The sequence below is a fragment of the Pseudomonas indica NBRC 103045 genome, from assembly GCF_002091635.1.
Taxonomy (GTDB): Bacteria; Pseudomonadota; Gammaproteobacteria; order Pseudomonadales; family Pseudomonadaceae; genus Pseudomonas_M; species Pseudomonas_M indica.
This window is the reverse complement of record NZ_BDAC01000030.1, coordinates 14,989-40,466: the sequence shown is the minus strand read 5'-3', so window position 1 is coordinate 40,466 and position 25,478 is coordinate 14,989. Positions and strand designations below refer to the sequence as shown.

The window sequence follows — 25,478 nt, the reverse complement described above, 5'->3', positions numbered from 1 at the left end:
ACCTCTTATTGTTCTGGGAGGGCGCTGACCTGCACGGCGGACTCCAGGCGAGCCAACTGTGCGGCATCGCCGATGCCGAATCCGATCTGGGTCACCGCTTGGGCGGCGATGGCGGTGGCGTGGCGCAGGGTGCGTTCGGCCGGCCAGCCACTGAGCAGGCCATGGAGCATGCCGGCGAGCAGCGAGTCGCCGGCGCCGACGGTGCTGGCCACCTTCACCTTGGGCGGCAGCGCCGCCAGCACCTGGACCGGGCCGAACCAGTGCACTCCTTCGGCGCCCTGGGAAATCACGATCTGCTCGATACCCTGGGCATGCAGCCGCTGCGCCACATCCGCCTGGGCGGCCCGGGAAACCACCGGCGTGCCGCAGGCTTCGGCCAGCTCCTCGGTGTTCGGCTTGATCAGCCAGGGCACCGCCGCCAGGCCGGCGTGCAGGGCCGCGCCGCTGGTGTCCAGGGCGACCCGCAGGCCCAGGCGCTTCAGGCGCGCCAGCAGCTCGGCGAACCACTCGGGGCTGACGCCCCGCGGCAGGCTGCCGGCGACCACCGCCAGCTCGTGGCCGGGCGCAATCGCATCCAGCCGCGCAAGCAGCTCGGCCTGGGCTTCGACACTCACCTCCGGCCCCGGTCCGTTGAGATCGGTGATCCGCCCGCCGGCTTCCGCCAGCTTGATGTTGCTGCGTGTCTCGCCCGGCACCCGGACGAACTCGTCACGGAACCCGCGACGTAGGAACAGCGCCTCGAAGGCCTGGGGATTGTCGGCGCCGAGGAAGCCGGCGACGGTCAGTTCGTGGCCGAGGTCGGCCAGCACCTGGGCGACATTGAGCCCCTTGCCGGCCGCGTGGCTGATCACCGCTTCGCAGCGATTGACCTGCCCCGGTTCCAGCAACGGCAGGCGCACGGTAAGGTCCAGGGCCGGGTTCAGGGTCAGGCTGAGGATGCGCGCCATCACCGCACCTCCAGCAGGGCACGGACTTCGGTCGCGCTGGGCAGCTCCAGCGCCCGTTGCGCCAGGGTCCGGGCCTCGGCCAGGGTCAGTTCGCGCACCCGTGCCTTGACCTCGGCGATGCTGCGCGCCGAGACGCTTAGCTCATCGACCCCGAGCCCCACCAGCAGCGGCACCGCATGCGGGTCGGCGGCCAGTTCGCCGCAGACGCCCACCCACTTGCCATGGGCATGGGCGGCGCGCACGGTCATGTCAATCAGTTGCAACACGGCCGGATGCAGGCCATCGGCCTGGGCCGAGAGGGTCGGATGGCCACGGTCGATGGCCAGGGTGTACTGGGTCAGGTCGTTGGTGCCGACGCTGAAGAAATCCACCTCGCGCGCCAGCACCGGCGCCAGCAAGGCCGCCGAGGGAACCTCGACCATGATGCCGAGCTGCAGGTCGGTCACCGGGATTTCCTCGCGCAGGCGCAAGGCCATGTCACGGGCCTGGCGCCACTCCTCGATGCTGCCGACCATCGGGAACATGATCCGCAACGGCCGCTCGCCGGCAGCGGATAGCAAAGCGCGCAACTGGGTCTCGAGGACCTGCGGGCGTTGCAGGCACAGGCGGATACCGCGCAGGCCGAGGTAGGGGTTGGCCTCTTCCGGGATCGGCCAGTACGGCAGCGGTTTGTCGCCGCCGACGTCGAGGGTCCGCACCACCAGCGGCCGGCCCGCGAGGACGTCGAGCACGTGGCGGTACTCGGCCTCCTGGGTGGCCTGGTCCGGCGCCTGGGCGTGGGCCATGAAGACGAACTCGCTGCGCAACAGGCCGACGCCGTCCGCCCCCTGCTCCACGGCCGCCGTGACGCCCTTGGTGTCGCCCAGGTTCGCGCAGACTTCCAGCTCATGGCCGTCGCGCGTGCGGGCCGGTTCCAGGCGCTGGGCCTGGGCGGCACGCAGGCGTTGCTCGCGCTCGCTGCGCGCCTGCTCGGCACGCCGCAGGGCATTGGCATCCGGCGCCACGTGCAGACGTCCGTGTTCGGCATCCAGCAACAGCAGGGTACGCGGCGCCAGGGCCAGCACCGCCGGCCCCGCCCCCACCAGCGCCGGGATGCCCAGGGTGCGGGCGACGATGGCGCTGTGTGCGGTGGCGCCGCCACGAGCGGTGAGGATGCCGGCGACCCGTGCGCGATCCAGCCGCGCCACGTCGGAGGGGCCCACTTCGTCCATCACCAGGATGTAGGGTTCGTCCGGCTCCACCGCCGCTTCCACGTCGCAGAGCTGTGCCAGCACGCGGCGGCCGACGTCACGCAGATCGGCAGCGCGCTCGGCCAGCAGCGCATCATGCAAGCCTTCCTGCTGGCTGGCCGCCGCCTCGATCACTGCAGCCCAGGCCGCCTCGGCGCTCTCGCCCTGTTGCAGGCGGGCCGCGACGTCCTCGCTCAGGGCCGGGTCGTCGAGCATTTCCAGGTGGGTGACGAAAATCTCGCGGATGGTCTTGGATTCGCTGCGCTGGATCAGCCCGGTGATCTCGTCGCGGACTTCCGTCAGCGCCGAGCCCAGGCGATCGCGCTCGGCCGCCGGCGATTCGCCGCGCTGCGGATACTCGAAGCGCTGCGCCACCCGCACGTAGGCCGGGCCGATGGCAATGCCCGGCGAGGCGGCGATGGCCGGCAGGATGCTGCCGGCAGCCGGCGCCACCGGGGCTTCGGCCGGCGACTCGAACGTCTCGCCCTCGCCGGCGGCCGGCAACGGCTCGATCTCTTCTCCCAAGCCCTCCTCGACCGCCGCCTGCAAGGCCGGCAAGGCATCGGCGGCGATGCTTGGCTCGGCGAGGAACTCCAGCACCTGGCCACGCCGCGCGCCCAGGCTGAGCAGCTTGCTCAGGCTCTTGGCGGACACCGCCGTGGCCCCGCTGTCGGCGATCCGCACGCGGATTTCGCCGTCGAAACTTTTGGCCAGGTGAGTCAGCACGTTCGCCGGGCGGGCATGCAGGCCGTGGGGATTGGCCAGCGGCACGCGCACGCTCGGCCAGTCCACCGGCAATTCGCCGCCCAGGGCCTCCAGCACCGCGCGCTGGCTGGTGGCTTGGCTGAAGACCTGGCCACGCCCTTCGATCAACAGCGCGCACAGGCGCTCCAGCAAGGCGCGATGGGCCTCGCCCAGGCTGGCCAGGCAGAACAGGCCGGTGAGCGGCTGTCCCTGGTGAACGATGGCTTTTTCCGGGGTGACGAAGGCCAGGCCCGGACGCTTCACCGCCTGCTCGCTGTGCAGCCACCAGAGGCCGTCGCCCAGGGGCAGCGGCTCGGTCTGCTGGAGCTTAGCGGCGAACCCGCTATCCGCGCAGTCCGCCCGCTTGAGCAGATGCGCGCCCTGCCAGAGCAGTTCGTCGAAGTCATCCACCGCCAGACCGAGACCGACCAGTTGGGCATCCAGTGCCAGCTCCTGGGGAGCGCCCTGGAGCAGTTGGATGATCCGCTCGGCGCTGTCCGCCTGGCGCAGGGCCTCGCCCAGATCGGCCTCACCCAGCGCGCGGGTCAGCAGTTGCAGAAGATGCAGGTGTTCGTCGGAACGGGCGGCAATGCCGATGGCGAGGTAGACCTGCTGGCTATCGCCCCAGTCGACCCCCTCGGGAAACTGCAGCAAACGGACGCCGGTGGTGAATACCTGATCGCGGGTTTCCGGCGTGCCATGGGGGATGGCGATGCCCTGGCCCAGGTAGGTCGAGCCTTGGGCTTCGCGGGCTTCGAGCCCGGCGAGGTAGCCGGGGGCGACCAGGCCGTCGGTTTCCAGAGTGGAGGCCATCAGGCGCAGGGCCTGGGATTTGTCGGCGGCCGACTGGCCCATCCGGATCTGCTCTGCGGTCAATTCGAGCATGCTCTTTCCTCCGCGGCGCCGTCGGCCGCTCATCCCGGCTGGCAGCCGGGTATTGTTATCGACGCGTTGTCGCTGGTGCGGGCGAGGCCCTCTTCAGCAAGTCGGGGGTGGTGAACCACCACCGGGCAGAGAGGTCAGACAAACGACTTGCTGAATCGTTTCACCAACAATGAGTGGCACGTTAACCCATAATGTTCGATCCTTGAAGCCCGACCGTCGCCCGACAGTCAGTCGAACCAGGAAAATCCAGCTTGAAACTCAGCGACATCGCCCGTCTGGCCGGCGTTTCCGTCACCACGGCCAGCTACGTGATCAACGGCAAGGCCGCCCAGCGGCGTATCAGCCCGGCCACCGTGGAGCGGGTGCGCGCCGTGGTCGAACAGCACGGCTACCAGCCGGACCCCCAGGCCGCCGGCCTGCGCAGCGGCCAGACCCGCAGCCTCGGCTTCATCCTCCCCGACCTGGAAAACCCCAGCTATGCGCGGCTGGCCAAACTGCTCGAACAGGGCGCCCGCGCCCGTGGTTATCAACTCCTGATCGCCAGCTCCGACGACGAGCCGGACAGCGAACGGCAATTGCTGCAACTGTTCCGCATGCGCCGCTGCGACGCGCTGATCGTCGCCAGTTGCCTGCCGGAAGAGGACGACAGCTATGCCCGCCTGCTGGCCGACGGCCTGCCGGTGGTGGCGGTCGACCGGGTGCTCGACCCTGCGCGCTTCTGCTCGGTGATCAGCGACGACCGCCAGGCCAGCGCCCAGCTCACCGCCAGCCTGCTGGCAGCGGAACCGCCGCGACACATCGCCCTGATCGGCGCCCGCCCGGACCTGATCATCAGTCAAGAGCGTGCCGCCGGCTTCCGCCAGGCGCTGGGCAACTTTTCCGGCGAGGTACTGCTCGAACAAGGGGAAGCGTTCAGCCGGGCCTGCGGACGCCAATCGATGAACGCCCTGCTCGACCGCCTGGGCTTCCTGCCGGATGCGCTGATCACCACCGCCTACGTGCTGCTGGAAGGCGTCTTCGATGTGCTGCAAGCCCGTGGCGAATGGCCGGAACACCTGCGGCTGGGGACCTTTGGCGATACCCAGTTGCTCGACTTCGTGCCGCTGCGGGTCAACTCCATGTCGCAGCAGCACGAACTGATCGCCGCCCAGGCCCTGGACCTGGCCCTGCGCGCCATCGAGAAGGACGACTACCGGGCCGGCGTGCAAGCGGTCAGCCGGACGTTCAAACAGCGGCGCCCCTGAGTATCGAGATGCGATTGATCGACACCCATACCCATCTGGACTTCCCCGATTTCGACGACGACCGCAGCGAAGTGCTGAGGCATTGCCAGGCGCTGGGCGTCGAACGGCAGGTGGTATTGGGGGTGTACCGGGACAACTGGCAGCGCCTATGGGACCTGGCCCAGCAAGAGCGCGGCGTTTATGCCGCGTTCGGCCTGCACCCGGTCTATCTGGACCGGCATCGCCCCGAGGACCTGGACGCCCTGCGCGACTGGCTGACTCGCTGTGCCGGGCATCCGAAGCTGTGTGCCGTGGGCGAGTTCGGCCTGGATTACTACCTGGAAGAGCTGGACCGCGAGCGCCAACAGCCGTTGTTCGAGGCGCAACTGGCCTTGGCCGCCGATTTCGGACTGCCGGTGCTCCTACACGTGCGCCGGGCCCATGCCCCGACCATTGCCGCACTGAAGCGCTTCAAGCTGGAACGCGCCGGGATCGTCCACGCCTTCGCCGGCAGCGCTGAGGAAGCCAGGGAATATCTCAAGCTCGGCTTCAAGCTGGGCCTGGGCGGCGCGCCGACCTGGCCACAGGCCAAGCGCCTGCGCCGGACCATCGTCGATCTGCCGCTGGACGCCATCGTGCTGGAAACCGACTCGCCGGACATGGCGCCATCGATGCATCCGGAAGGACGCAACAGCCCGGAGCACCTGCCAGACATCTGCACTGCGCTGGCCGAACTCAAGGGCATCGCCCCGGACGAACTGGCCGCCGCCAGCACCGCCAACGCCAAGGCTGTGTTTGGCTGGGACTGAGCCCACGCGATACCCATTCGCTCGCCAGCACGCAGGTTTCTAAGAAGAGCCGATGACTTGTGTGAGCGGATCATCGCGAATTAGGTCATGCCTCTATCGCGAATGAATTCGCTCCCACAAGAATTTAAACGCGGAACGCGCCGATCAACTGCTTCAACTGCGCCACCAGCTCGCTCATCTGGCGACTGGCCTGTTCGGTCTGGCTGGCGCCTTCGGCGGTGCGCTCGCCGGCGCGGCTGATCTCGACGATGTTCTGGTCGATATCGTGGGCCACCGCCGTCTGCTGTTCGGCGGCGGCGGCGATCTGCTGGTTCTGGTCGACGATCATGCCCACTGCACCGAGGATGTTCTCCAGCGCCTGCTGCACCTGGCTCGACTGGCTCACCGTGCCCTCGGCCATCTGGTGACTGGTGTTCATGGTCTTCACCGCCGCGCCGACGCCACCTTGCAGCCGGGAGATCATCTGCTCGATTTCTTCGGTGGACTGCTGGGTCCGCTTGGCCAGGTTGCGCACCTCGTCGGCCACAACGGCGAAACCGCGCCCCTGCTCGCCCGCCCGCGCCGCCTCGATGGCAGCGTTCAGCGCCAGCAGGTTGGTCTGCTCGGCGATGCCCTTGATCACGTCCAGTACCTGGCTGATGGCACTGCTGTCGCTGGCCAGTTGGTTGATCACCAGCACCGACTGATCGATCTCGCCCGCCAGCCGCTGGATACTGCCGACCTGGGACTCCACCAGGGCGCGGCCGCTGACGGTCTCCTGATTGACGCTCTGGGCGCTGCCCACTGCCGCAGCGGCACTTCGCGCCACTTCCTGCGCGGTGGCGGACATCTGGTTCATCGCCGTGGCCACCTGCTCGATCTGGCCGAGCTGGCCGGACACCGCCTGATTGCTTTCACCGGACACCACTTCCACCCGGTCGGCCTGACGCTCCACTTCGGCCACGGTCTGGCCGACCCGCTCGATCAGGTCGTGAATCTTCGCCACGGTCCCGTTGAACACCTGGCCCAGCTCGCCCAGCTCATCCCGGCTGCGGGCCTGGAAGCTGACCGTCATGTCGCCGGCGGCGACCTTGTCCAGTACCTGGCCGAGGTTCTTCAGGGTGCTGCGGGTCGATACGTAGAAGCCGCCGTAGAGATAGCCGATCAATAGGAACACCAGCACCAGCGCCGTCACCAGCAGGATCATCTGCACCCGGTTCTGCCCCAGGCGCTGTTCCAGCTCATGGTCGAGGAACACCAGGGCAGCATCGTTGAGCTGGTAGGTCTTGTCGATCAAACCGGTGACCTGCTCGTAGAACTGCGGCCAGGGCATGTCCAGGGTATCGGCGACGATCACCTTGTCTTCGAAGAGCAACCCGCCCTCCTTCAGCGTTTCCCGGCTGGCGCTGGCCAGGCCGTCGAGTGCCGTGCGCGCGGCGGGACTGTCGTCCAGCACGTCGGTCAGCTTCAAGCCGTACTCGGCGTGCAGTTTCTCCAGCTCCAGCAAGAGTTCGTCGAGCTTGGTGCTGGCGGCGGAATTGAGGAAACCCTGGCCGAGGGAATAGGCGCCGATGGCGCGTCCGGTGGCCAGTGCGGCTGTCACTTCAGGCGTGACGGTGGTCACCAGCTCCGCCAGTTGCCTCACGTCGCGCTGCGCGTCCTGGCTGAGGCCAGCCTGGCTGGCGATGAACTTGATGAACACCTGGGCATTGCCGAGCAACTTCTCCACCAAAGCGGCCTTGCTCTGCAACGAGGTTTCCGCCTGGGCACCTTTCAGCGCGGCCAGCAACTCGTCGCGCTTGGCGTTGAATTCCGCTACCTGCTCGGCATCGCTGACCACCGGGGATAGATTCTGCAACGCCTGGGTCAGATCGTTCTCCAGGCGGTTCACCCGTGCTTCCACGTCCGCGGCCTGGCCGGACTGGCCGATGACGGAGTTGATCAGCGCCAGGTCGTTGAGGGTTTCCAGGTTACGCCGGAGTTCGAGGCTGGCCCTGAGCAGATCGAGGCTTTCCAGCTCCGCACGGGTGGCGACGAAATCGCGGTAGGAGTCGCGCACCAGATAGAAATTGGTGATCGACATCGGCAGGAAGAACAATACGCTGATCAGGCTGAACTTCATGCCGAAGCTCAGTCGGTTCATCAGTGCGATGGCAGGATACAACGCGGTCTTCACAAGACGTCTCCTGTTCCCGTTTTTATTATCCGGATAAGGGCGCGTGAAGGATTTTCAGAGGGCAGTCCCCGCGTCCCTTTCCATCCGATCCACAGCCCCGAGAAAGACTCGTCGATACGGACGGATAAACGTGACGCAAGTCGCATTTTATGGCCACGTGCCACATATATACCTCATTTCGGCACGCCCCTCTGTAACTTAAGGTTAAGCATGAGCGACACACTGCATCTGGGTATCGACCTGGGCGGCACCAAGATCGAACTCCTTGCTTTGCACGGGGAACGAGAGCTTCTCCGGCAACGCCTGCCCACCCCGCAGGGCGACTACGACGCAACCCTGGATACCCTGGCGCATCTGGTCGAAGCCGCCGAAGCGCAACTCGGCGAACGAGGCAGCCTCGGCGTCGGTATTCCCGGCACCCGTTCGCCCGACCACGGCCTGATCAAGAACGCCAATTCCACCTGCCTGATCGGCCGCGACCTGCAGGGCGATCTGGAGCGACGGCTGGATCGCCCCGTCCGCCTGGCCAACGACGCGGACTGCTTCGCCCTGTCGGAAGCCACCGACGGCGCGGGTGCAGGCGCCTCCAGCGTCTTCGGCGTAATTCTCGGCACAGGCGTGGGCGGCGGGATCTTGATTCACGGGCGGCTGCTGTCCGGCCCGAACGCCATCGCCGGCGAGTGGGGACACAATTCGCTGCCCTGGCGCCAAGTATCGGACGGTCCGGCACAGCGCTGCTATTGCGGCAAGGAGGATTGCATCGAGACCTTTTTGTCCGGCCCGGGGTGGGCCGGACGCAACGGGTTGGGTATGGATGCCAGTGCCATCGCCCAAGCGGCAGGTGCCGGGGACAAGGTAGCCAGCGCAGCGCTGGAACGCTACTGCGACCAACTGGCGCGAGGGCTAGCCTCGGTGATCAACCTGATCGACCCGGAGGTCATCGTGCTCGGCGGCGGTCTTTCCAACATCGCCGCGCTGTACCGACAGGTGCCCTTGCTATTGCCGCGCTATGTTTTTTCCGACCGGGTCAACACACGCCTGGTACCTGCCCGGCATGGCGATTCCAGCGGTGTGCGCGGCGCCGCCTGGCTATGGCGCTGAGTCTGCGCGATCGGTATCAGAGCAGCAGCGTCCAGACCGCGAAAGCCGCATACCAGAGCACCGCAGCGCGCACCAGCAATTGCCAGAGCGCGTCCAGGCTGGCGACTCCCGCCTCACCCAGCACCGGCTCGGGGCTTTCGCTCGCCGCCCTCCCGGCATCGATCACCAGCCGGGCAGCGGAAACGTCCCAGCTCAGCAGTTCATGCAGCAAGGCCCGGCTGACCGCGACGAAATTGCCCACCAGGGCGAAACTGGCGGCGAGCAGCCTTACCGGCACCCAATCGAAGCCATGACGCAACTGCACCGCCCGCTCGCGTAGAGCGGGCTCCTGGCTATGCTCGGCCGTCAGTGCCAACAAGCGATAGGCCAGCGCCGCCATCGGACCGAGCAGCGCGTACCAGAAAATCACGGCAAAGAAACTCTGGTAGGCCTGCCACAGCAGATATCCCTGCACCCGCAGCAGCAAGGCTCCACCCTCACTGGCATCCAGCGCCAGATCGCGCTCGGCCACGTGGTACGCCGCCTGGCTGTCACCACGCCGCCAGGCATCGCGGAAGGGCCCGAGCGCCGCCAGGACATCGCCGCGCCCCAGGCTGTAGATCACCACCAGCAGGTGAACCGGTAGTGCCAGCCAACCATAGGCCACCGGCTCCAGCATCCATAGCACGAGCCCCAACACCAGTACCGGCAGCAACACCAGCAGCCCCAGGGCCAGCCAGGGTGCCGTCTTCAGCCGCGGGCTTGCCTCTACCTTCGCCAACTGGCGCAACCAGGGACCGTCCTGCTGAATACGCCAGCGCCAGGACGAGAACTTCTCGACCCACACCACCAGCAGCAGTACCAGAAAGCTCATTGTTTCTCTCCTTGTTCTTTCAGGGCCGTCCGCAGCCTCGCCCAATCGAAGGCAGGCCCCGGGTCGGTCTTGCGGCCCGGAGCGATATCGCTGTGCCCGCAGATGCGCGCCAACGTGATGGCCGGATAGTTTTTGAGCAACTCCCGGCTCAAGCCGATCAGCGCCTTGTATTGTTCATCGGTGAAAGGCATGAGGTCCGTGCCTTCCAGCTCGATACCGATGGAAAAATCGTTGCAGCTTTCCCGCTCCTCGAACCGTGACACCCCGGCATGCCAGGCACGATCCAGACAGGAGACAAACTGGGTGACGGCTCCGTCACGCTCGATCAGAAAATGCGCGGAGACTTGCAGCGCTGCAATCTCGGCGAAGAAAGGATGCTCATCGACCGGCAGGCGGTTCTGAAAGAACTCGACCACCTTGCCGGTACCGAACTGGCCCGGCGGCAGGCTGATGTTATGGATGACCAGCAAGGAGATTTCCCCGGCCGGACGGGCGTTGAAATTGGGTGACGGGCAGTGGCGGATGCCTTGGCACCAGCCGCTGTCGGGATCCAGCTGCATAAGCACTCCTTGAGCTGCCTCCACTCTAGAGGGCTGCCCTCCGATAGTCGACACCTTGGCTACTTCGAAAAAGCACCGCCTGGGCTGACCATCCGCTCCCGCAGAATTTTTTTGTTGATTCGGGAACCGATTTCGGCAAACGCCCACTCACTTGAGGAAGGTGATCGACACCGAAGCCAATTTGCCCAAATCGACGACAAAGAAGGCACCGCATAAACGACAACGCCCGGAAAACCGGGCGTTGTGTAGTAGCAGGATGGATCAGGCGCCTTTCAAGCGACGCAGATTGCCGATCACGGATTCCAGTGCGCGATCGAAAAGCAGTGCATCGTCCAGCAACCGGATAGCGCCGCGACGGAACTCGACGGCCAGCCCCATACGGGTCTTTTCCAGCACCTTCATACCGGTGCGGTTGACGAAAATGTACTTGCCGGTCGGTTTGATGATCGCAGCCAGTTTGCAACGCAGCTTATGGTCGTCATCTTCCTGAATCTCCACCCAGCTGCCGACACGCAGACTGTCGACATGCGCCAAGGCCTCATCATCGTCCGGTAGGTGAACCTCGGGCTCCTGCTCGCGGCTTTCACCTGGAGCCGACAAGACGATTTCCTCGATGACCTCGACCATGCTCGGTTGTTCGGCAACAGGAACAACCGCAGCCGGCAACGCCAAGGCCGCCTGATCGCCGCCATCGGCCAATGCCTGCGGATCGCTCTGTGCGCCGTCAGTCACAGGCACTTCGACCTCTGCCACCTCCGGCACGGGCCGCTTGAAGCGCTGGAAGGCCTGGACATGCAGGGCTTCCAACTGGCTGAAGAATTCGCCGGTCGAGAACGGATCGAAGGCCGCACTGGTCAAGCCTTCGCGCAGGGACTTCAGCAAGCCCGGCACCAGCTCCAACAGGCGCAAACGCGCCTCGGCCTCTTCGTGCGGCTCCACGCTCCAGATCAGATCGTCCATCGTGGCCAGCGCGGCCTGCCACTCTTCCGACTCAGTGCCGTGTTTGAGACAGGTCAGCAGCAGGACCTTGCTCCAGGCTTCCTGCAGCAGGCGCACCACCACTTCCGGCAAGGTCTTGCCAAGCAGACGCTCGTTCAGTGCCTGCTCGACCTGTTGGCGGGCCAGCTCAGCCTTGGCCCGCCCCTCTTCCGCATCACGGGTACGCTGCTCGAGCAACTCGCTGCGACGGCGTTCGTCACCGGTGAAGGCCAGGAAGTCCGCCAACAGATCGGTGAAGATCGCCGGATCGTCGACGAAATCGTTAAGCAGACGCTGGACCACCTGCTCGATGCGCTGGTACAGGCTGTCGCGCTGCGCATCGTCCTGCTCGCTCCAGCCCATGGCTGCGGCTGCAATCTCGTTGAGCAGGCGACGGGCCGGATGGCTGCCGCGGCTGAAGAAGGTCTTGTCCAGTACCGCAACCTTCAACATCGGAATCTGCAGCCGGCCGATCAAGGCCTTCAGCGAGTCAGGCAGCGTGCGGTCGTCCAGGATGAACTCGAACAGCATGGAAACGAGGTTGATCACATCCTCGTCCACTTCGCCGACCACGCGGGTCTTGCCGCTCTTGGCGCTGGCGCGGGTGAGCAGCGACTCGAGCTGTGTACGCAGGTCGAAATCGGCGGCCGTCTGGACAGGCAAATGCTGCTGCATATGGGACAGCAGGCGGGTCAGGTCGCGGGTAGTGATCGGCATTGCATCGGCAGGTACTTCACGACGCGGCAATGCACTCCCACGGACCTCTGCCAGAAGCTCCTGCAGAACGCCGAATACCTCCTGCACCCCCTCGTCGACGTATCCCCCGCCCAGCGCCGAAGCCCCCTCGTGCGCATGGCCGCCGGAAGAGGAGGAGGCCGGAGAACGGGTCGGATTGCGGCGCACCGGAGCGGTCTTCAGCTCGGGCAGCACGCCAGCCGCCACCAGCATCTGGTTGGTTTCGGCATAAAGATGGTCGAGATCACTGAGAACGTACTTCTCGAAGAGCTTGAGGATGATCAGCTTGACCTTGATTTCCACGCCGAGGCTGCTGCATGCACTCAGGAAAGCTTCACAGAGCACACGCGGGCTCAGCGGGTTGGTCTTGTCCTCGATCTTCTTGCTGACCAGGGTATTCAGGCGCGTCGTCAGGTGGCCCAGCGCCGTGGCGTCGCGGCTCATCACCTTGCCAACCATGGCATCGATGGCCACGGTTTCTTCCAGTTCGTCGTTCTGGACCAGCGACAGGCTGTCGAAGGAAACCACCGCATCCAACTGCGGCGGCTTACCGATTTCGTACTGAGTGAGGGCGCTGAAAGACTCGAAGATCTTCTGCAGGAAGCCACGCTCGATGCTCTTGCGCTTCAGACGCAAGTCACGCATGGCCTCGAAGAAGGAATTCTGCTCGGCGTTGCTGGTGGCACGATCGGCCATTTCGAACAAGGTGTCATCGGCGTTATCGAACAACGCCTGCAACGCCTCCTTGAGCTGCTGAGCAGCCTTATCGCGCACCTGAATAAGCGCCACGGGCAGCCTTCCTACCGGCGAAGTTGGCGATTGCTCAGAGGTCACCTTGTTCAGGTGGACCACATTCGCATCGGTCTGCATTACGAGTCTCCCACAGACGGCTCATCACGAGGGGCCGTTCTGCACAACGAACATGGGCGTCATCCGTAACGTCAAGCTTATGGCGTCAAATAAGGATTGGTAGGAACAATATAGGAATGCACCTACCTCCACCAAGCCGACTTTTGTCACAGACATGATCTCCATCACAGATGTAACGCACAACCTTACGAGCGGCTACAGCCAAACGACCAACGAGCCGCTGAATTCGCCCGCTCCGAACCACTCATTCGCTGCATACCGGCGCCGGCTGTCTCTATAATCGCCCGATCCAGACAGCGGAGCCCAGCATGCCCAACCTGACCCTCGCCGACCTGACCGCCGAAATCGAAAGCAACGTCCGCCGCGCGCTGGCGGAAGACATCGGCAGCGGCGACATCACCGTCCAACTGATTCCCGCCGAGCGACTGGCCCATGCCAGCGTGATCACCCGTGAAATGGCCGTCGTTTGCGGCACTGCCTGGGTCAATGCTGTGTTTCGCCAGCTCGATCCCCGTGTGGCCGTGCACTGGCAAGTCAACGACGGCGACCGTGTCGCCCCCAATCAGACACTGTTTCACCTGGAAGGTCCCGCCCGCGCCCTGCTCAGTGGCGAACGCAGCGCCCTCAACTTCCTCCAGACACTCTCGGCGGTCGCCACCCGCTGCCGTCACTACGCCGACCTGGTGGAAGGGACCGGCGTCAAACTCCTCGACACCCGCAAGACCCTCCCCGGCCTGCGCCTCGCCCAGAAATACGCCGTCACCTGCGGCGGCTGCCACAACCATCGCATCGGTCTGTACGACGCCTTCCTGATCAAGGAAAACCACATCGCCGCCTGCGGCGGCATCGCCCAGGCCATACAAACCGCCCACCACATCGCCCCGGGCAAGCCGGTGGAAGTCGAAGTAGAAAGCCTGGATGAATTGAAAGAAGCCCTGGACGCCGGCGCCGACATCATCATGCTCGACGAACTCAGCCTCGCCGACATGCGCACCGCCGTCACCCTCACCGCCGGCCGCGCCAAACTCGAAGCCTCCGGCGGCATCAACGAAACCACCCTGCGCGGCATCGCCGAAACGGGCGTGGACTACATCTCGCTGGGCACCTTGACCAAGGACATCAAGGCGGTGGATCTTTCGATGCGGCTGAGCCTGTAAGAAGAAAAAGCAAAGCCCCGCTCGAAGGCGGGGCTTTAAGATTGTGGTGCCGGCAAGAGGAGTCGAACCCCCGACCTTCGCATTACGAATGCGCTGCTCTACCAACTGAGCTATGCCGGCGGCAGGCGGAAATTAGCATTCCTGCTCATATGATTCAACTGCGGTGTAGAAAATGGAGCTTCATTGGGCAGTTCTGAATAAGGCTCAAGCTCGTCAAAAAAATAAGTATACAATCCAACGCTCTTTGCAAACGAGAAAGAAATGAAACTAGCCGCGATGTACGCACTATTTGCCGCGGTAGCAACGGCAACAAACATAGGTACGCAGGACGCAATCATACGCATGTATGACGGCCCGTTCGCTCTCCTGCTATCTATCATCGCCGGCACAGGAACTGGCTTACTAGTCAAGTATATCCTTGACAAGCGCTATATATTCTCATTTCAAGCACGCGACATTGCGGAAGACAGCCGAACCTTCCTGCTATACGCACTGATGGGCGTTGTAACCACCGTCGTTTTCTGGGGCTTCGAGTTTCTATTTGAGTTCGTCTTTGCAACCAAAGAAATGCGTTATCTGGGAGGAGTCATTGGTCTTGCGATAGGGTACTTCACAAAGTACGAATTGGATAAACGCTACGTCTTCGGTAGCAGGAGCGCATGAATGCTGATTCAAGGATGGGGGCGTTATCCAAGCGTCAATGCAGTCGTAGAGGAACCAAGAACGATTAGCGATACCATAGCGGTGCTTACTAACTCCGGCCCATTGATCGGAAGAGGAATGGGTCGCAGCTATGGAGACAGTGCTTCATCCAAGCAGGTTATCAGTACTCGCGCACTAAACCACTTGAAGTCCTTTGATCAGGAAACTGGCCTACTGCATTGCAGTGCAGGCATAACGCTTGGCGAACTACTGGAGCTATTTACTCCCAGAGGTTGGTTCCTACCCGTTACACCCGGCACCAAGTTCGTGACGCTTGGCGGGGCAATCGCCAGTGATGTTCATGGAAAAAATCATCATCTGATTGGTTGCTTTAGTGAAATAGTTGACAGTTTCAGATTATTGCTGGCAAGCGGAGAGGCTCTAGAGTGCTCCCGAGAGCAAAATGCTGATTTGTTCTTTGCCACCTGCGGCGGGATGGGTCTGACGGGATTGATCCTTGATGTATGCCTGCGCTTGAAACCGATAACGAGCGCTTACATCGAGCAAACTACTCATAAAGCAACCAACCTAGTGGAGGTAATGGACCTTTTCGACTCCGAACAAGGGGCTACCTACTCAGTTGCGTGGATTGACTGCCTGGCCGGCGATAAAAACCTAGGACGATCGCTCCTCATGACAGGAGAGCACTCTACCGAAGGCGGACTAGAGCTCCCCCGAAACCGCCCTATCAATGTACCGATAGACCTGCCCTCAGCGCTTCTTAATCGCTATTCAGTGCAAGCATTCAATACGCTTTACTATAATCGAGTCCGCACTTTACATAACTGCGAAAGAGTAACGTACGAAAGCTTCTTTTATCCGCTGGATCGTATTCTTAACTGGAACCGACTCTACGGGAAGAACGGATTCGTTCAATATCAGTTTGTGATACCGAAAGATGCAGGGCGGCGCGGCATGCACGATATCCTCAAGCGTATTGCGTCTTCTCACCGAGGCTCTTTTCTCGCTGTACTCAAGGCGTTCGGCCGAGAGAACCCCAACCTGCTTTCCTTCCCAATGGAAGGTTATACATTAGCCTTGGATTTCAAAATCTCAACGGGTCTTTTCGAGCTGCTTAACGAACTGGACGCCATGGTTCTGGACCACGGCGGTCGCATTTACCTGGCTAAAGATGCTCGCATGAGCGAAGCAACATTCAAGCGAAGCTACAATCGCTGGGAAGACTTTCAAACAGTCCGAAGCCAATATGGCGCAATAAACAAATTTACATCTCTGCAATCGCACAGACTTGGATTGGAATAACCAAAATGAAGAACATCTTAATTATTGGCGCCACCTCGGCTATCGCTGAGGCAACCGCTCGCCAGCTCGCACTAAGGGGCATAAATCTCTATTTACTGGGGCGAAACAAAGAAAGACTAGAAATGCTCGCCGGCGACCTCAAGGTTAGAGGAGCCAATAAGGCTCTATACGAAACATTCGATGCAGCTGACTTTTCCAGCCACTCCATGCTTCTTGACCAAGCGGAAAGAGATTTAGGGGGGCTGGATACTGTCTTGATTGCCCACGGAACCTTGGGTAACCAGAAGAGCTGCGAAAAGAATTTCGCACTCACACTTCAAGAGCTTACAACAAATGCAACTAGCGTAATTTCCTTGCTGACCCTCTTGGGTAACCGTTTTGAAACCCAAGGACATGGACGCATCGCAGTGATCAGCTCGGTCGCCGGAGATCGCGGCCGTCAGTCCAATTATGTATATGGAACAGCTAAGGGCGCCCTGAATATTTTCCTACAAGGATTACGCAATCGGCTGAGCAAGCAAGGGGTACAAGTCTTAACGATAAAACCTGGTTTCGTAGACACCCCAATGACCGCCCACTTCCGCAAGGGGCTACTTTGGGCAACGCCCGACAAAATTGCCAGCGATATAATTCAAGCTCTCGACAAAAGAAAGGATGTTCTGTACACCCCTTTCTTCTGGCGCCCCATTATGCTGATCATTCGGATGATTCCAGAGTTTATCTTCAAACGATTGAACCTATAACCGTCCAAAGCCACAAACCGTCAGTCAGCTAAAGCAGACAATAACTAGCAACCCCAACCAGGCCACCAACAAACAGCCCAGCTAGGATTTCGACCCGGGAGTGCCCCATGCGCACCCTCAATTTTTTGAAATCATCTGAGCGCAGCGCATTAATAGCTTCAGCATGCAAACCCACCTGCTTACGCAAGCTGCTTGCGTCTAGCGTTACAATAAATGCCAGCGTTATCGCCACGCCTAAAGCAGGATGATCAACCCCCTCTCTAAGCGCAATCAGCATTACCATACTGCTAACAATCGCACTATGGTTACTTGGCATCCCTCCATAGCCAATCAGATCGAACGCCAGCCGCTTCACCTTCAGGCTGTTAATAAGAAATTTACACCCTCCCGTCACGAGCCAAGCGATGAAAGGGGTCAACAAGTAGGATATATCCATGAATATCAACTCGGCCAGATCGCCCAAGCGCAAGCCAGAACCCAAATAGCCGCTACAGCCAAAAGCTGCCAATCAGCCAACAGTGCGTCCGTTGGGGACTCCCCTCCACCCAGGGTCTCCACAACGTACCAGTAACGGAAAAGCCCATAAAGAACGAGAGGGATCGTAATAACCATGTCCGGCCGCGCGCTAATCACGAAAAGGCTATAGAACAGTAGCGCGCCTGTCGCCGACATCTCGGCATAGCGATCGATCAACGCCACAGAGTAGTGACGAAGCACTTCTCTCCCCTCGCTTCCACTGCTCTTGAGCTCTTGGCGCCGCTTCACTGCGGCGAGATAGAGCGCCAGACACAATGTCGTCACGAACATCCACGAGGAAACAGGTACAGACAACGCAACGGCACCAGCGTAAACACGCAGCACAAAACCGATGGCAATGATAAAAATATCTATGACCGGCTGATGTTTGAGTATAAAGGTATAAGCCAGGTTCAATACCAAGTACCCTAGTATGACCAACACAACCTGCGGAAGAAAAAACCACCCCAAACCCAGCATGCAATATAAAATAGCTAGCAATATGAAGGCTTGGGGAATTGATACGATTCCAGCAGCTAATGGCCGACTCTTGGACTTCTTAGGATGGCATCTATCCCGATCTATATCATGGATATCATTGACTATATACGTTGCTGAAGATGCAAAACAAAAAAGCACTACGGCCAGCCCCGTCATAAGCAAAGCCGCACTATCGATAAAACCTCCAGTAAAAAGCAACGGAGCACAAACAAAGGCATTTTTTACCCATTGTTTGGGGCGCATCAATACCAAAAGGCCTTTTAGCCTATCCATGAATGACATCTCGAACCAAATCCAAATTGAGCAAAGCCAGCAAACAGCGAGAAAAAGACACTCATAATAAATCAACAAGCGCTGTAGCCTTTAACTCACCGCCGTCCTGGTCAATTCGCCAAAGCCATACGGCACTCGATACTCCCGCACAACTAAAGGCGCCTTTCGCCTCGATAGACTTTCCAGGAAGCCACACAAGATCTGGGTTGTACCCAGACTGAGCAACCAAGGAGGGACCTATGATATTTAACCGTACAATCGACTTAAGCCTCTCAACTGACCAAAGATCCCCCTGAGTCACTGTCAACACCAACCTCATTAACTCAGCCAAATGGGGATTCTCTAGGCGGTTACTACCAAACAACCGCGACTCTAAATAACCGGCAGGAAGCGCTCGCTCATAGTGCCCCACTCTTGAGCTTCGGCTCGCAGGTAGTCTTGACAAAAATGGATCAGACAGCGCAAACGGATCTATCGTATAAGCCTCCTTCCCTGCAGCATATCCCCAAAGCCCAATGGTACAACCAACAAAGACCTTTTGATGCAGCGGATAGAACCTTTCGCCTAACCGATACCAGATATGCTCCTTGCGACGGTCACGTATGAAATAATTAGGAAGCCCACCCGTAAAAGTGTAATAAAAACCTCTTTCATCGGCCACGCCATTTGAGTCAATAAATGCATTATTATAATTTGGCGGAGAAAAGACAGAGGCCTGCACAGCTGTAGATGCCATAAAAAGAGGGAGCAACATGAATTTTATCGAAGCCCCCCCCCTCAACTCACGTACAAGTATCACCACCCCCGCAACCACTAATACACTAAAAAACCTCCCCCCCATGAAGTCACCGCCAACATATAAGTAATATAAAACCCACAGCAGAATACTTAAAGCAACAATTCTACAGCGAGCATCCTTACTGCCGCCACCCAAAGCAACCGCTGCCACCACAAGCACTAGCGAAAACGGGTCATTTCGCCAGAGCCATTGAATACCACCCCATCCCTGCCGAATAGACAGAGGCAAGTCAAACCCATTACCAGCCTTTGCCAGAGCCGTATTAGGAACAGGCACCCCATAATAAAATATTGAAAATAACACCCACACTAAAATAATAAAGAAAAAAGGAAGAATAGAAAGCTTCAAGAACCCTCTATCTCTTCTCTCTCTGTATAACTGAAAAGCAAAACCAGGCAAAATCAAAAGAAGCGCATCTGGTCGAGTTAAAAAAATCAGCCCTGCTATAACCCCAATAAAAAAAATACCCTCCCCCTTATCCCACAAGAAAATTAACAAGTATAGAACCACAAGAAAATGCAAAAGCGGGTTTTCAAGACCCGAACTGGAATAATCTACGAAAGATTTTGAGGCTAACAGCAGGAATGCCGTCAATATTCCTCCCGCCCCGCTCGCCCACCCCATTCGAATCAAGAGCAGCAACGTACCGACCAAAAAAGCAAACGACAAAAATAGACTGCCCCAATATGGATCGAAACCAATCAATCCAATAGGAATGAGCAAGAACAACCATAACGGATGAGTATATACCTGAACACGTTCACCAGGGTTCCACACCAAGCCCAATCCATCCGCAAAATTATCTACCACTCGAAATGTTATATATGCATCGTCCGACACCCAGGCCGTCCTAATAAAAGCAACTAAAAACAAACCCAATAAAAGCCCAATCCAAACAAACTGCCCACCCTTGGAAAGAAAGAAAAATTCATGAATCTCTTTTTTAATCATCCAAATCCCCTTCTAACTCGCAAACCCGCAAAGGCCGTCCTTCCCCCCGGCACAACTGGGAGATAAAATTCTCCTTAATACCTATAGCGTCTTTAGCCCCTTCCTTGACATAAAACCCCAAAGCCTTATTAAAGCTCTCATCTGCAGCCTTAACCTCGTCCTTCCCATAAAGTGCCAGCGCTGTAAGAAGATAAGCTGGGGCGTAGTCTTCCTGATAGAATTTCACAACCTCCAAGTCTGCCAGCGCGTCATTGTAACGCTTCAAAGAAAGATTAGCTTCAGCTCTCGCCCCATACACGAACCTTAAGTACCAAGACTCAGAAAAGCCCCGATTAGTAATCTTTGCATCCTTTAGCTGTATTCCTTTATTCAAAACCTTCAGGTGAGGTTGATAACTTCCCGCCAAAGCCTCATTCAGTAGTTTTAATGCCTCTTCCGGCCTATGCACTCTGGCTAGCAATTGGCCTTTAATAGCCTTTATTCTTAGAGATAGTTCGCCCTTGGCTTCGATTTCGTCTAATACCTTCTGAGCAGTATCTAACCGCCCCAGACGAACAGCAGCCGCAACCAAACTGAACTGAACATATTCAAAATCAGGGTATTTCTCATATGACCAAGACCATAAGGAAACCTCGTCACGCCATAATGGTAACGTAACCGTAACATTCATCACACCTAGCAATACCCACCCCCCTCCCAACAGCCAGGATAGCTTCGGTAATGCTTTTTTCATGGAAGAAGAAATGCTCAGGCCAGGTAGCCGGCCCCATCCGATAGCCAGAGCAAAAAAGACAAGGGGAAGGGTCAAAAACCTCTCATGCCCGATATTGCCGCCAATTGTCAGGGGGATAACATTCAATACAGGTGCAAGCGAGATGAAGCCTGCCAGAACCAACAGTAAAGCAGGGCTACGCTTAACCAGGGCATACACACCAAACATACTCAGCGAAAAGAGAGCAAGTCCCCCTGAGATAAGCTGCCCCGCTCCCCAGTTATAAACATCAAAAGGATGCATAGGATTAATATCTGAAAATGGCCAAACAATCATTCTCAGATAAAAAATGATCGTTTGCCCCACCAACGCAAAATGCGAAACGCTATTCAATGCAGCCGAGACCCGAGGGTCTTGATGGTACATCGCCTGCAAGTTTGAATAGCGCAGCGATAAATACAAAGCACCTGCCACGAATAGGGAAACGAATAGCCAAATATGCGGGCGCGCCATAAAGGTCATAAATGACTCTCGCAGGCTACTTTGTGTCTTGACAAGGTAACAAACCACGAAAAGAGCCGGAAAAGTAATCGCCATTTCTTTTGAAAGGAGCGCCAAAAGAAAGAAAATTCCGGAAAGAACTATTCCTCCCACCTTCCCTTTACACTCCAAGGCAGATATTAAAGCCAAGAGCGTGCATGTCGTGACCAATAGGTCAAAGCGCCCAGCCGACCAGGCAACTGGTTCGACCAAGGCAGGGTGAATCCCATATGCAACCATGGGCAGAACAATTTGCCACCTTTTCCCTTCCCTCCCGACTAATACATGGGCTAGCCACCCAACCAGGGAAATATTTAGCAATTGAATAAACAAATTCACCACATGGGAGATCGCCGGATTCACTCCAAAAAGTTTAAATTCCGACCAAAAGCTCAACAGCACCAGCGGCCTAAAGTAGGTCGTGCCAGGCAATATGGGCTGTGAGATTGCCTCCCAAACGTTACCGGAGCCGCGTAAAGCAGAGCTATCAAGAAAAAGAGCAAAATCATCCCAGACGTAGAAGAAATCTTTTACTGGCCAATACAAAAGAAAAACGAAAAATAAAACCACCAAAGGAAGAAGCAAACGAGATAAACGCACTATAAATCTCCAAGCGAAAAAAAGCCCTCCAGAGAGGGCTTTCTTATTACTACGATTACCGGCAGTTGGACGGACGGTATTTCGGCTGAAGATTACCGCCTTTGCAATCCCAGCTAATCGATGTTGTCGGAACAACACCAGCGGACAATGCGCTACCACCTGCAGTCGGGCTAAGTTGAATGGTCCCGTTACCGGCAGCAGAAGTGTAAGTAATATGGATAACACCGGTACCACTTACCACCGAAACGCTGCTAACGTTATTAGTAGAGGTAGGGGCGGTCCAACCAGCGTCCAAGGGAGAAGTCCCACTAGCTGCGTTTTCAGCAATTGTTGTTTTTGCTGCAGAGGCAAGAGACAAGCCTTCAGTCACCTTAGCGCGCACGGTGTAGTCCTGATATGCCGGGATAGCGATTGCAGCCAGAATACCGATGATCGCAACCACGATCATCAGTTCAATCAAGGTAAAGCCTTTTTGAGCTTTCATTGGTTTCTCCTAAAAGTAGATAGGCCAAACGACCTGAAAACCCAAAAGCAATAGCCATGCCAAGTCGTCCTCCCTCGTTTTTCCCCAAGAGACTTAACCAAGCCTCATCCTCCGAACACAAAAATGCACAGCTTGTGACAAAATTTGCCACCCTCCCACCCCTCGTTTGGCAGCATGGTCCAACTACGATATAAGGCAGTCATGATGAGTGAGGTTATTCATGAACGATAGCGTCTCCCTTTCCGGCTTGGCCAGGCAATTGGTGTTGGCCGAGCTAATGGATGAAAAAAGCGCCCAGCAAGCCCAAATCCAGGCGCAGCGTAATAAGCTTTCTCTGGTTACCTACCTAGTCCAGAACAAACTGGTAAAAAGCCGAGATCTCGCAGAACTTGCAGCGGAGCAGTTCGGAGTCGCCTTTTTTGACTTGCGAACCATCGACAAGGAAAGCCAACCCAAGGATCTCGTCAGCGAAAAGCTGATCCGCCAACATCGCGCTCTTCCTCTCTGGCGCCGCGGAAATAAGCTATTCGTTGCAGTATCCGATCCAGCCAATCACCAAGCTATTACCGACATCCAGTTCAGTACCGGCCTTAACACCGAGTCCATCTTGGTCGAAGACGACAAGCTCGGTGATGCGATCGAAAAGTTCTTCGAGAACAGCTCGAGCGGAATGGAGGATCTCGTCGATGTCGACTTGGATGGCGTTGACATTGAGTCCGTCGATGAAGACAAGCAGGACTCCGGGGCTGGTGGGGATGCGGATGACGCCCCCGTGGTGCGCTTCGTCAACAAAATGCTTCTCGATGCTATCAGAGGAGGCTCATCGGACCTTCACTTTGAGCCTTATGAAAAGGCATATCGTGTTCGCTTCCGGACCGACGGCATTCTTCATGAAGTAGCAAAACCCCCCATACAACTGGCTAGCAGAATTGCAGCACGCCTCAAAGTCATGGCGAGCCTAGATATCTCTGAGCGACGCAAGCCTCAAGATGGCCGGATCAAGATGAAAATTTCCAAATCCAAGGCCATCGATTTTCGCGTCAACACGCTCCCCACCCTTTGGGGCGAAAAGATTGTAATGCGTATTCTCGACCCCTCTAGTGCACAGATGGGGATCGATGCCCTTGGCTACGAAGAAGAGCAGAAAGAGCTGTATATGACTGCCCTGAAACAACCTCAGGGCATGATTCTGGTCACCGGCCCCACTGGCTCCGGTAAGACCGTGTCCCTCTACACCGGCCTCAATATCCTCAATACGGTGGATATCAATATCTCTACGGCCGAGGACCCGGTGGAAATCAACCTGGAGGGCATCAACCAGGTCAACGTCAACCCACGCCAAGGTATGGATTTCGCCCAGGCTCTTCGTGCCTTCCTGCGCCAGGACCCGGACGTGATCATGGTGGGGGAGATCCGCGACCTGGAAACCGCCGAAATCGCCATCAAGGCCGCCCAGACCGGTCACATGGTGATGTCGACGCTCCACACCAACAGTGCCGCGGAAACGCTGACGCGTCTGCGCAATATGGGCGTTCCGGCATTCAACATCGCTACGTCAGTCAACCTCATCATTGCCCAGCGCCTCGCTCGCAAGCTTTGCGGCAGTTGCAAGAAAGAGGTCGAGATTCCACGCGAAACCTTGCTGAAGGAAGGTTTTCCCGAAGACAAGATCGGGACCTTCAAAATCTACGGCCCGGTAGGCTGCGAAAACTGCAAGGGGGGCTACAAGGGCCGTGTCGGTATTTATGAAGTGGTTAAAATTACGCCAGCACTGCAACGGATTATCATGGAGGAAGGTAATTCCATCGATATCGCTGCTCAGGCACGAAGAGATGGCTTCAATGACCTACGCGCTTCTGGCCTACTGAAGGCCATGCAGGGCGTCACCAGCCTCGAAGAAGTCAACCGCGTGACCAAGGAATAACTCCCATGGCGGAAAAAGCGTTGAAAACCAGTGTCTTCGCCTGGGAAGGCACAGACAAGAAAGGCGCCAAGATCAAAGGTGAGCTGAGTGGGCAGAATCCTGCCTTAGTCAAGGCCCAGCTACGTAAGCAGGGAATTAACCCAACCAAGGTCCGAAAGAAATCGGTATCCATATTTAACTCTGGCAAGAAAATCAAACCACTTGATATCGCCTTGTTTACGCGCCAGATGGCGACCATGATGAAAGCCGGCGTCCCCTTACTTCAGTCGTTCGATATCATTGGGGAGGGGTTTGAAAATCCCAATATGCGTAAGCTTGTGGATGAGGTCAAGCAAGAGGTGGCTGCTGGTAATAGTTTCGCCGCCTCTCTACGCAAAAAACCAGAGTACTTTGATGATCTATATTGCAACTTAGTGGACTCGGGTGAACAATCCGGCGCTCTAGAAACATTGCTTGATCGCGTAGCCACCTACAAAGAAAAAACCGAAGCACTTAAGGCCAAGATCAAGAAGGCGATGACCTACCCCATTGCCGTAATCATTGTCGCAATTATCGTTTCTGCAATCTTGCTGATTAAAGTCGTCCCACAGTTCCAATCAGTATTTGAAAACTTCGGCGCAGAGCTACCCGCCTTTACCATGATGGTAATTAACCTTTCCGAACTATTACAAGAGTGGTGGTTTATTGTTCTGATTGGTTTCTTTGCCATTGGATTTTCTTTTAAAGAAATCCATAAGCGCTCGGAGGGATTTCGAAACTGGATTGATCGGACAGTCCTGAAGCTTCCCATTGTAGGAGATATTCTATACAAATCTGCGGTTGCCCGTTATGCCAGAACACTATCGACCACCTTTGCTGCCGGTGTTCCACTCGTTGATGCTCTGGACTCCGTTTCAGGCGCAACCGGTAATGTAGTATTCAAAAACGCGGTCAACAAAATAAAACAAGATGTCTCGACAGGTATGCAGTTGAACTTCTCGATGCGTACAACTTCGATATTCCCAGCCATGGCAGTACAAATGACGGCTATTGGCGAAGAGTCAGGCGCATTGGATACCATGTTGGACAAGGTTGCCAGCTTCTACGAAGAAGAAGTTGATAATATGGTTGACAACCTAACCAGCCTTATGGAACCCATGATCATGGCCGTCCTCGGCGTGCTGGTCGGCGGTTTGATCATCGCCATGTACCTTCCGATCTTCCAGCTGGGCTCCGTGGTTTAAA

19 protein-coding genes, 1 tRNA gene and 2 pseudogenes are annotated in these 25,478 nt (G+C 58.0%); 9 read left to right on the top strand and 13 right to left on the bottom strand.

Annotated features, from left to right (window positions below; genetic code table 11):
- Nucleotides 1–5: 5 nt before the first annotated feature.
- Together pfkB and ptsP are read right to left on the bottom strand one after the other, a co-directional pair.
- Nucleotides 6–947 (bottom strand): 1-phosphofructokinase, encoded by a 942-nt coding sequence (gene pfkB / locus PIN01S_RS24010; protein WP_084339438.1) that lies wholly within the window; start codon nt 945–947, stop codon nt 6–8.
- On the bottom strand, nt 947–3,805 hold the full coding sequence (gene ptsP / locus PIN01S_RS24005; protein WP_084339437.1) for a phosphoenolpyruvate--protein phosphotransferase: 2,859 nt from the start codon (nt 3,803–3,805) through the stop codon (nt 947–949). Before ptsP ends, pfkB begins: the two co-directional genes overlap by 1 nt.
- A gap of 251 nt (nt 3,806–4,056) precedes the next feature.
- On the opposite strand from ptsP, the gene cra reads away from it, so the two are divergent.
- Both cra and PIN01S_RS23995 read left to right on the top strand, forming a co-directional pair.
- Entirely contained in the window at nt 4,057–5,049 is a 993-nt protein-coding gene (gene cra / locus PIN01S_RS24000) for a catabolite repressor/activator (RefSeq protein ID WP_084339436.1), read from the top strand.
- Nucleotides 5,050–5,057: 8 nt separating this feature from the next.
- Complete coding sequence (locus PIN01S_RS23995; protein ID WP_084339435.1) at nt 5,058–5,837, top strand: TatD family hydrolase; 780 nt, start codon at nt 5,058–5,060, stop codon at nt 5,835–5,837.
- Between the two features lie 124 nt (nt 5,838–5,961).
- Here PIN01S_RS23995 and PIN01S_RS27690 read toward each other — a convergent pair.
- Together PIN01S_RS27690 and PIN01S_RS27685 are read right to left on the bottom strand one after the other, a co-directional pair.
- Nucleotides 5,962–6,534, bottom strand: a pseudogene (locus PIN01S_RS27690) (methyl-accepting chemotaxis protein); the annotation flags it as partial.
- 285 nt (nt 6,535–6,819) lie between these two features.
- Nucleotides 6,820–7,023: pseudogene (locus PIN01S_RS27685) on the bottom strand (HAMP domain-containing protein); the annotation flags it as partial.
- A 1,179-nt stretch (nt 7,024–8,202) separates the two neighbouring features.
- Between PIN01S_RS27685 and PIN01S_RS23985 the strand changes: the two are divergent.
- A complete protein-coding gene (locus PIN01S_RS23985) occupies nt 8,203–9,093 on the top strand; it encodes an ROK family protein (protein ID WP_084339433.1) in 891 nt (296 codons plus the stop codon).
- 16 nt (nt 9,094–9,109) lie between these two features.
- Here the strand turns inward: PIN01S_RS23985 and ampE are convergent, their stop codons facing one another.
- The 3 genes from ampE to PIN01S_RS23970 all read right to left on the bottom strand — a co-directional run bounded on the left by ampE (nt 9,110) and on the right by PIN01S_RS23970 (nt 13,089).
- Nucleotides 9,110–9,946 carry a regulatory signaling modulator protein AmpE gene (gene ampE, locus PIN01S_RS23980; RefSeq protein WP_084339432.1) on the bottom strand — a complete coding sequence of 279 codons (837 nt, stop codon included), beginning with the start codon at nt 9,944–9,946 and terminating at the stop codon, nt 9,110–9,112.
- Nucleotides 9,943–10,506 (bottom strand): 1,6-anhydro-N-acetylmuramyl-L-alanine amidase AmpD, encoded by a 564-nt coding sequence (ampD, locus tag PIN01S_RS23975; protein ID WP_084339431.1) that lies wholly within the window; start codon nt 10,504–10,506, stop codon nt 9,943–9,945. The genes ampE and ampD overlap by 4 nt, the downstream gene beginning before the upstream one ends.
- A gap of 261 nt (nt 10,507–10,767) precedes the next feature.
- Complete coding sequence (locus tag PIN01S_RS23970) at nt 10,768–13,089, bottom strand: DUF1631 domain-containing protein (RefSeq protein ID WP_084339430.1); 2,322 nt, start codon at nt 13,087–13,089, stop codon at nt 10,768–10,770.
- Nucleotides 13,090–13,397: 308 nt separating this feature from the next.
- On the opposite strand from PIN01S_RS23970, the gene nadC reads away from it, so the two are divergent.
- Nucleotides 13,398–14,246 (top strand): carboxylating nicotinate-nucleotide diphosphorylase, encoded by an 849-nt coding sequence (gene nadC, locus PIN01S_RS23965; RefSeq protein WP_084339429.1) that lies wholly within the window; start codon nt 13,398–13,400, stop codon nt 14,244–14,246.
- A gap of 44 nt (nt 14,247–14,290) precedes the next feature.
- Here the strand turns inward: nadC and PIN01S_RS23960 are convergent.
- A tRNA-Thr gene (locus PIN01S_RS23960) sits at nt 14,291–14,366 on the bottom strand.
- Nucleotides 14,367–14,507: 141 nt separating this feature from the next.
- Here PIN01S_RS23960 and PIN01S_RS23955 point away from each other — a divergent pair.
- From PIN01S_RS23955 to PIN01S_RS23945, 3 genes are read left to right on the top strand one after another with little or no spacing between them, the layout of a single operon-like run.
- Nucleotides 14,508–14,909, top strand: a complete 402-nt coding sequence (locus PIN01S_RS23955; RefSeq protein WP_084339428.1) for a GtrA family protein — start codon at nt 14,508–14,510, stop codon at nt 14,907–14,909.
- Nucleotides 14,910–16,211 (top strand): FAD-binding oxidoreductase, encoded by a 1,302-nt coding sequence (locus PIN01S_RS23950; RefSeq protein ID WP_084339427.1) that lies wholly within the window; start codon nt 14,910–14,912, stop codon nt 16,209–16,211.
- 5 nt (nt 16,212–16,216) lie between these two features.
- On the top strand, nt 16,217–16,954 hold the full coding sequence (locus tag PIN01S_RS23945) for an SDR family oxidoreductase (protein ID WP_084339426.1): 738 nt from the start codon (nt 16,217–16,219) through the stop codon (nt 16,952–16,954).
- Nucleotides 16,955–16,982: 28 nt separating this feature from the next.
- On the opposite strand, the gene PIN01S_RS23940 is transcribed toward PIN01S_RS23945, so the two are convergent.
- Genes PIN01S_RS23940 through PIN01S_RS23925 form a run of 5 tightly spaced genes read right to left on the bottom strand, consistent with a single transcriptional unit; the run spans nt 16,983 to nt 22,330 of the window.
- Nucleotides 16,983–17,390: a divergent PAP2 family protein gene (locus tag PIN01S_RS23940; RefSeq protein ID WP_084339454.1), complete on the bottom strand. Its 408-nt coding sequence runs from the start codon at nt 17,388–17,390 to the stop codon at nt 16,983–16,985.
- 5 nt (nt 17,391–17,395) lie between these two features.
- Complete coding sequence (locus PIN01S_RS23935; RefSeq protein ID WP_244506033.1) at nt 17,396–18,322, bottom strand: decaprenyl-phosphate phosphoribosyltransferase; 927 nt, start codon at nt 18,320–18,322, stop codon at nt 17,396–17,398.
- Nucleotides 18,306–19,994 carry a glycosyltransferase family protein gene (locus tag PIN01S_RS26570; protein WP_139198628.1) on the bottom strand — a complete coding sequence of 563 codons (1,689 nt, stop codon included), beginning with the start codon at nt 19,992–19,994 and terminating at the stop codon, nt 18,306–18,308. The genes PIN01S_RS23935 and PIN01S_RS26570 overlap by 17 nt, the downstream gene beginning before the upstream one ends.
- Nucleotides 19,987–21,846 carry a tetratricopeptide repeat protein gene (locus PIN01S_RS23930; RefSeq protein ID WP_139198627.1) on the bottom strand — a complete coding sequence of 620 codons (1,860 nt, stop codon included), beginning with the start codon at nt 21,844–21,846 and terminating at the stop codon, nt 19,987–19,989. Before PIN01S_RS23930 ends, PIN01S_RS26570 begins: the two co-directional genes overlap by 8 nt.
- Before the next feature lie 55 nt (nt 21,847–21,901).
- Nucleotides 21,902–22,330 (bottom strand): pilin, encoded by a 429-nt coding sequence (locus PIN01S_RS23925; protein ID WP_084339424.1) that lies wholly within the window; start codon nt 22,328–22,330, stop codon nt 21,902–21,904.
- A gap of 220 nt (nt 22,331–22,550) precedes the next feature.
- Between PIN01S_RS23925 and pilB the strand changes: the two genes are divergently transcribed.
- A complete protein-coding gene (gene pilB, locus PIN01S_RS23920; RefSeq protein WP_084339423.1) occupies nt 22,551–24,254 on the top strand; it encodes a type IV-A pilus assembly ATPase PilB in 1,704 nt (567 codons plus the stop codon).
- 5 nt (nt 24,255–24,259) lie between these two features.
- Nucleotides 24,260–25,477, top strand: coding sequence for a type II secretion system F family protein (locus PIN01S_RS23915; protein ID WP_084339422.1), 1,218 nt, complete (start codon nt 24,260–24,262; stop codon nt 25,475–25,477).
- Nucleotide 25,478: the final 1 nt, after the last annotated feature.

What these genes read in the sequence shown, in the direction of transcription:
- pfkB (WP_084339438.1), bottom strand. Translation starts at nt 947, where the DNA reads ATGGCGCGCATCCTCAGCCTGACCCTGAACCCGGCCCTGGACCTTACC.
- ptsP (WP_084339437.1), bottom strand. Translation starts at nt 3,805, where the DNA reads ATGCTCGAATTGACCGCAGAGCAGATCCGGATGGGCCAGTCGGCCGCC.
- PIN01S_RS23995 (WP_084339435.1), top strand. Translation starts at nt 5,058, where the DNA reads ATGCGATTGATCGACACCCATACCCATCTGGACTTCCCCGATTTCGAC.
- PIN01S_RS23985 (WP_084339433.1), top strand. Translation starts at nt 8,203, where the DNA reads ATGAGCGACACACTGCATCTGGGTATCGACCTGGGCGGCACCAAGATC.
- ampE (WP_084339432.1), bottom strand. Translation starts at nt 9,946, where the DNA reads ATGAGCTTTCTGGTACTGCTGCTGGTGGTGTGGGTCGAGAAGTTCTCG.
- ampD (WP_084339431.1), bottom strand. Translation starts at nt 10,506, where the DNA reads ATGCAGCTGGATCCCGACAGCGGCTGGTGCCAAGGCATCCGCCACTGC.
- PIN01S_RS23970 (WP_084339430.1), bottom strand. Translation starts at nt 13,089, where the DNA reads ATGCAGACCGATGCGAATGTGGTCCACCTGAACAAGGTGACCTCTGAG.
- nadC (WP_084339429.1), top strand. Translation starts at nt 13,398, where the DNA reads ATGCCCAACCTGACCCTCGCCGACCTGACCGCCGAAATCGAAAGCAAC.
- PIN01S_RS23955 (WP_084339428.1), top strand. Translation starts at nt 14,508, where the DNA reads ATGAAACTAGCCGCGATGTACGCACTATTTGCCGCGGTAGCAACGGCA.
- PIN01S_RS23950 (WP_084339427.1), top strand. Translation starts at nt 14,910, where the DNA reads ATGCTGATTCAAGGATGGGGGCGTTATCCAAGCGTCAATGCAGTCGTA.
- PIN01S_RS23945 (WP_084339426.1), top strand. Translation starts at nt 16,217, where the DNA reads ATGAAGAACATCTTAATTATTGGCGCCACCTCGGCTATCGCTGAGGCA.
- PIN01S_RS23940 (WP_084339454.1), bottom strand. Translation starts at nt 17,390, where the DNA reads ATGGATATATCCTACTTGTTGACCCCTTTCATCGCTTGGCTCGTGACG.
- PIN01S_RS26570 (WP_139198628.1), bottom strand. Translation starts at nt 19,994, where the DNA reads ATGATTAAAAAAGAGATTCATGAATTTTTCTTTCTTTCCAAGGGTGGG.
- PIN01S_RS23925 (WP_084339424.1), bottom strand. Translation starts at nt 22,330, where the DNA reads ATGAAAGCTCAAAAAGGCTTTACCTTGATTGAACTGATGATCGTGGTT.
- pilB (WP_084339423.1), top strand. Translation starts at nt 22,551, where the DNA reads ATGAACGATAGCGTCTCCCTTTCCGGCTTGGCCAGGCAATTGGTGTTG.
- PIN01S_RS23915 (WP_084339422.1), top strand. Translation starts at nt 24,260, where the DNA reads ATGGCGGAAAAAGCGTTGAAAACCAGTGTCTTCGCCTGGGAAGGCACA.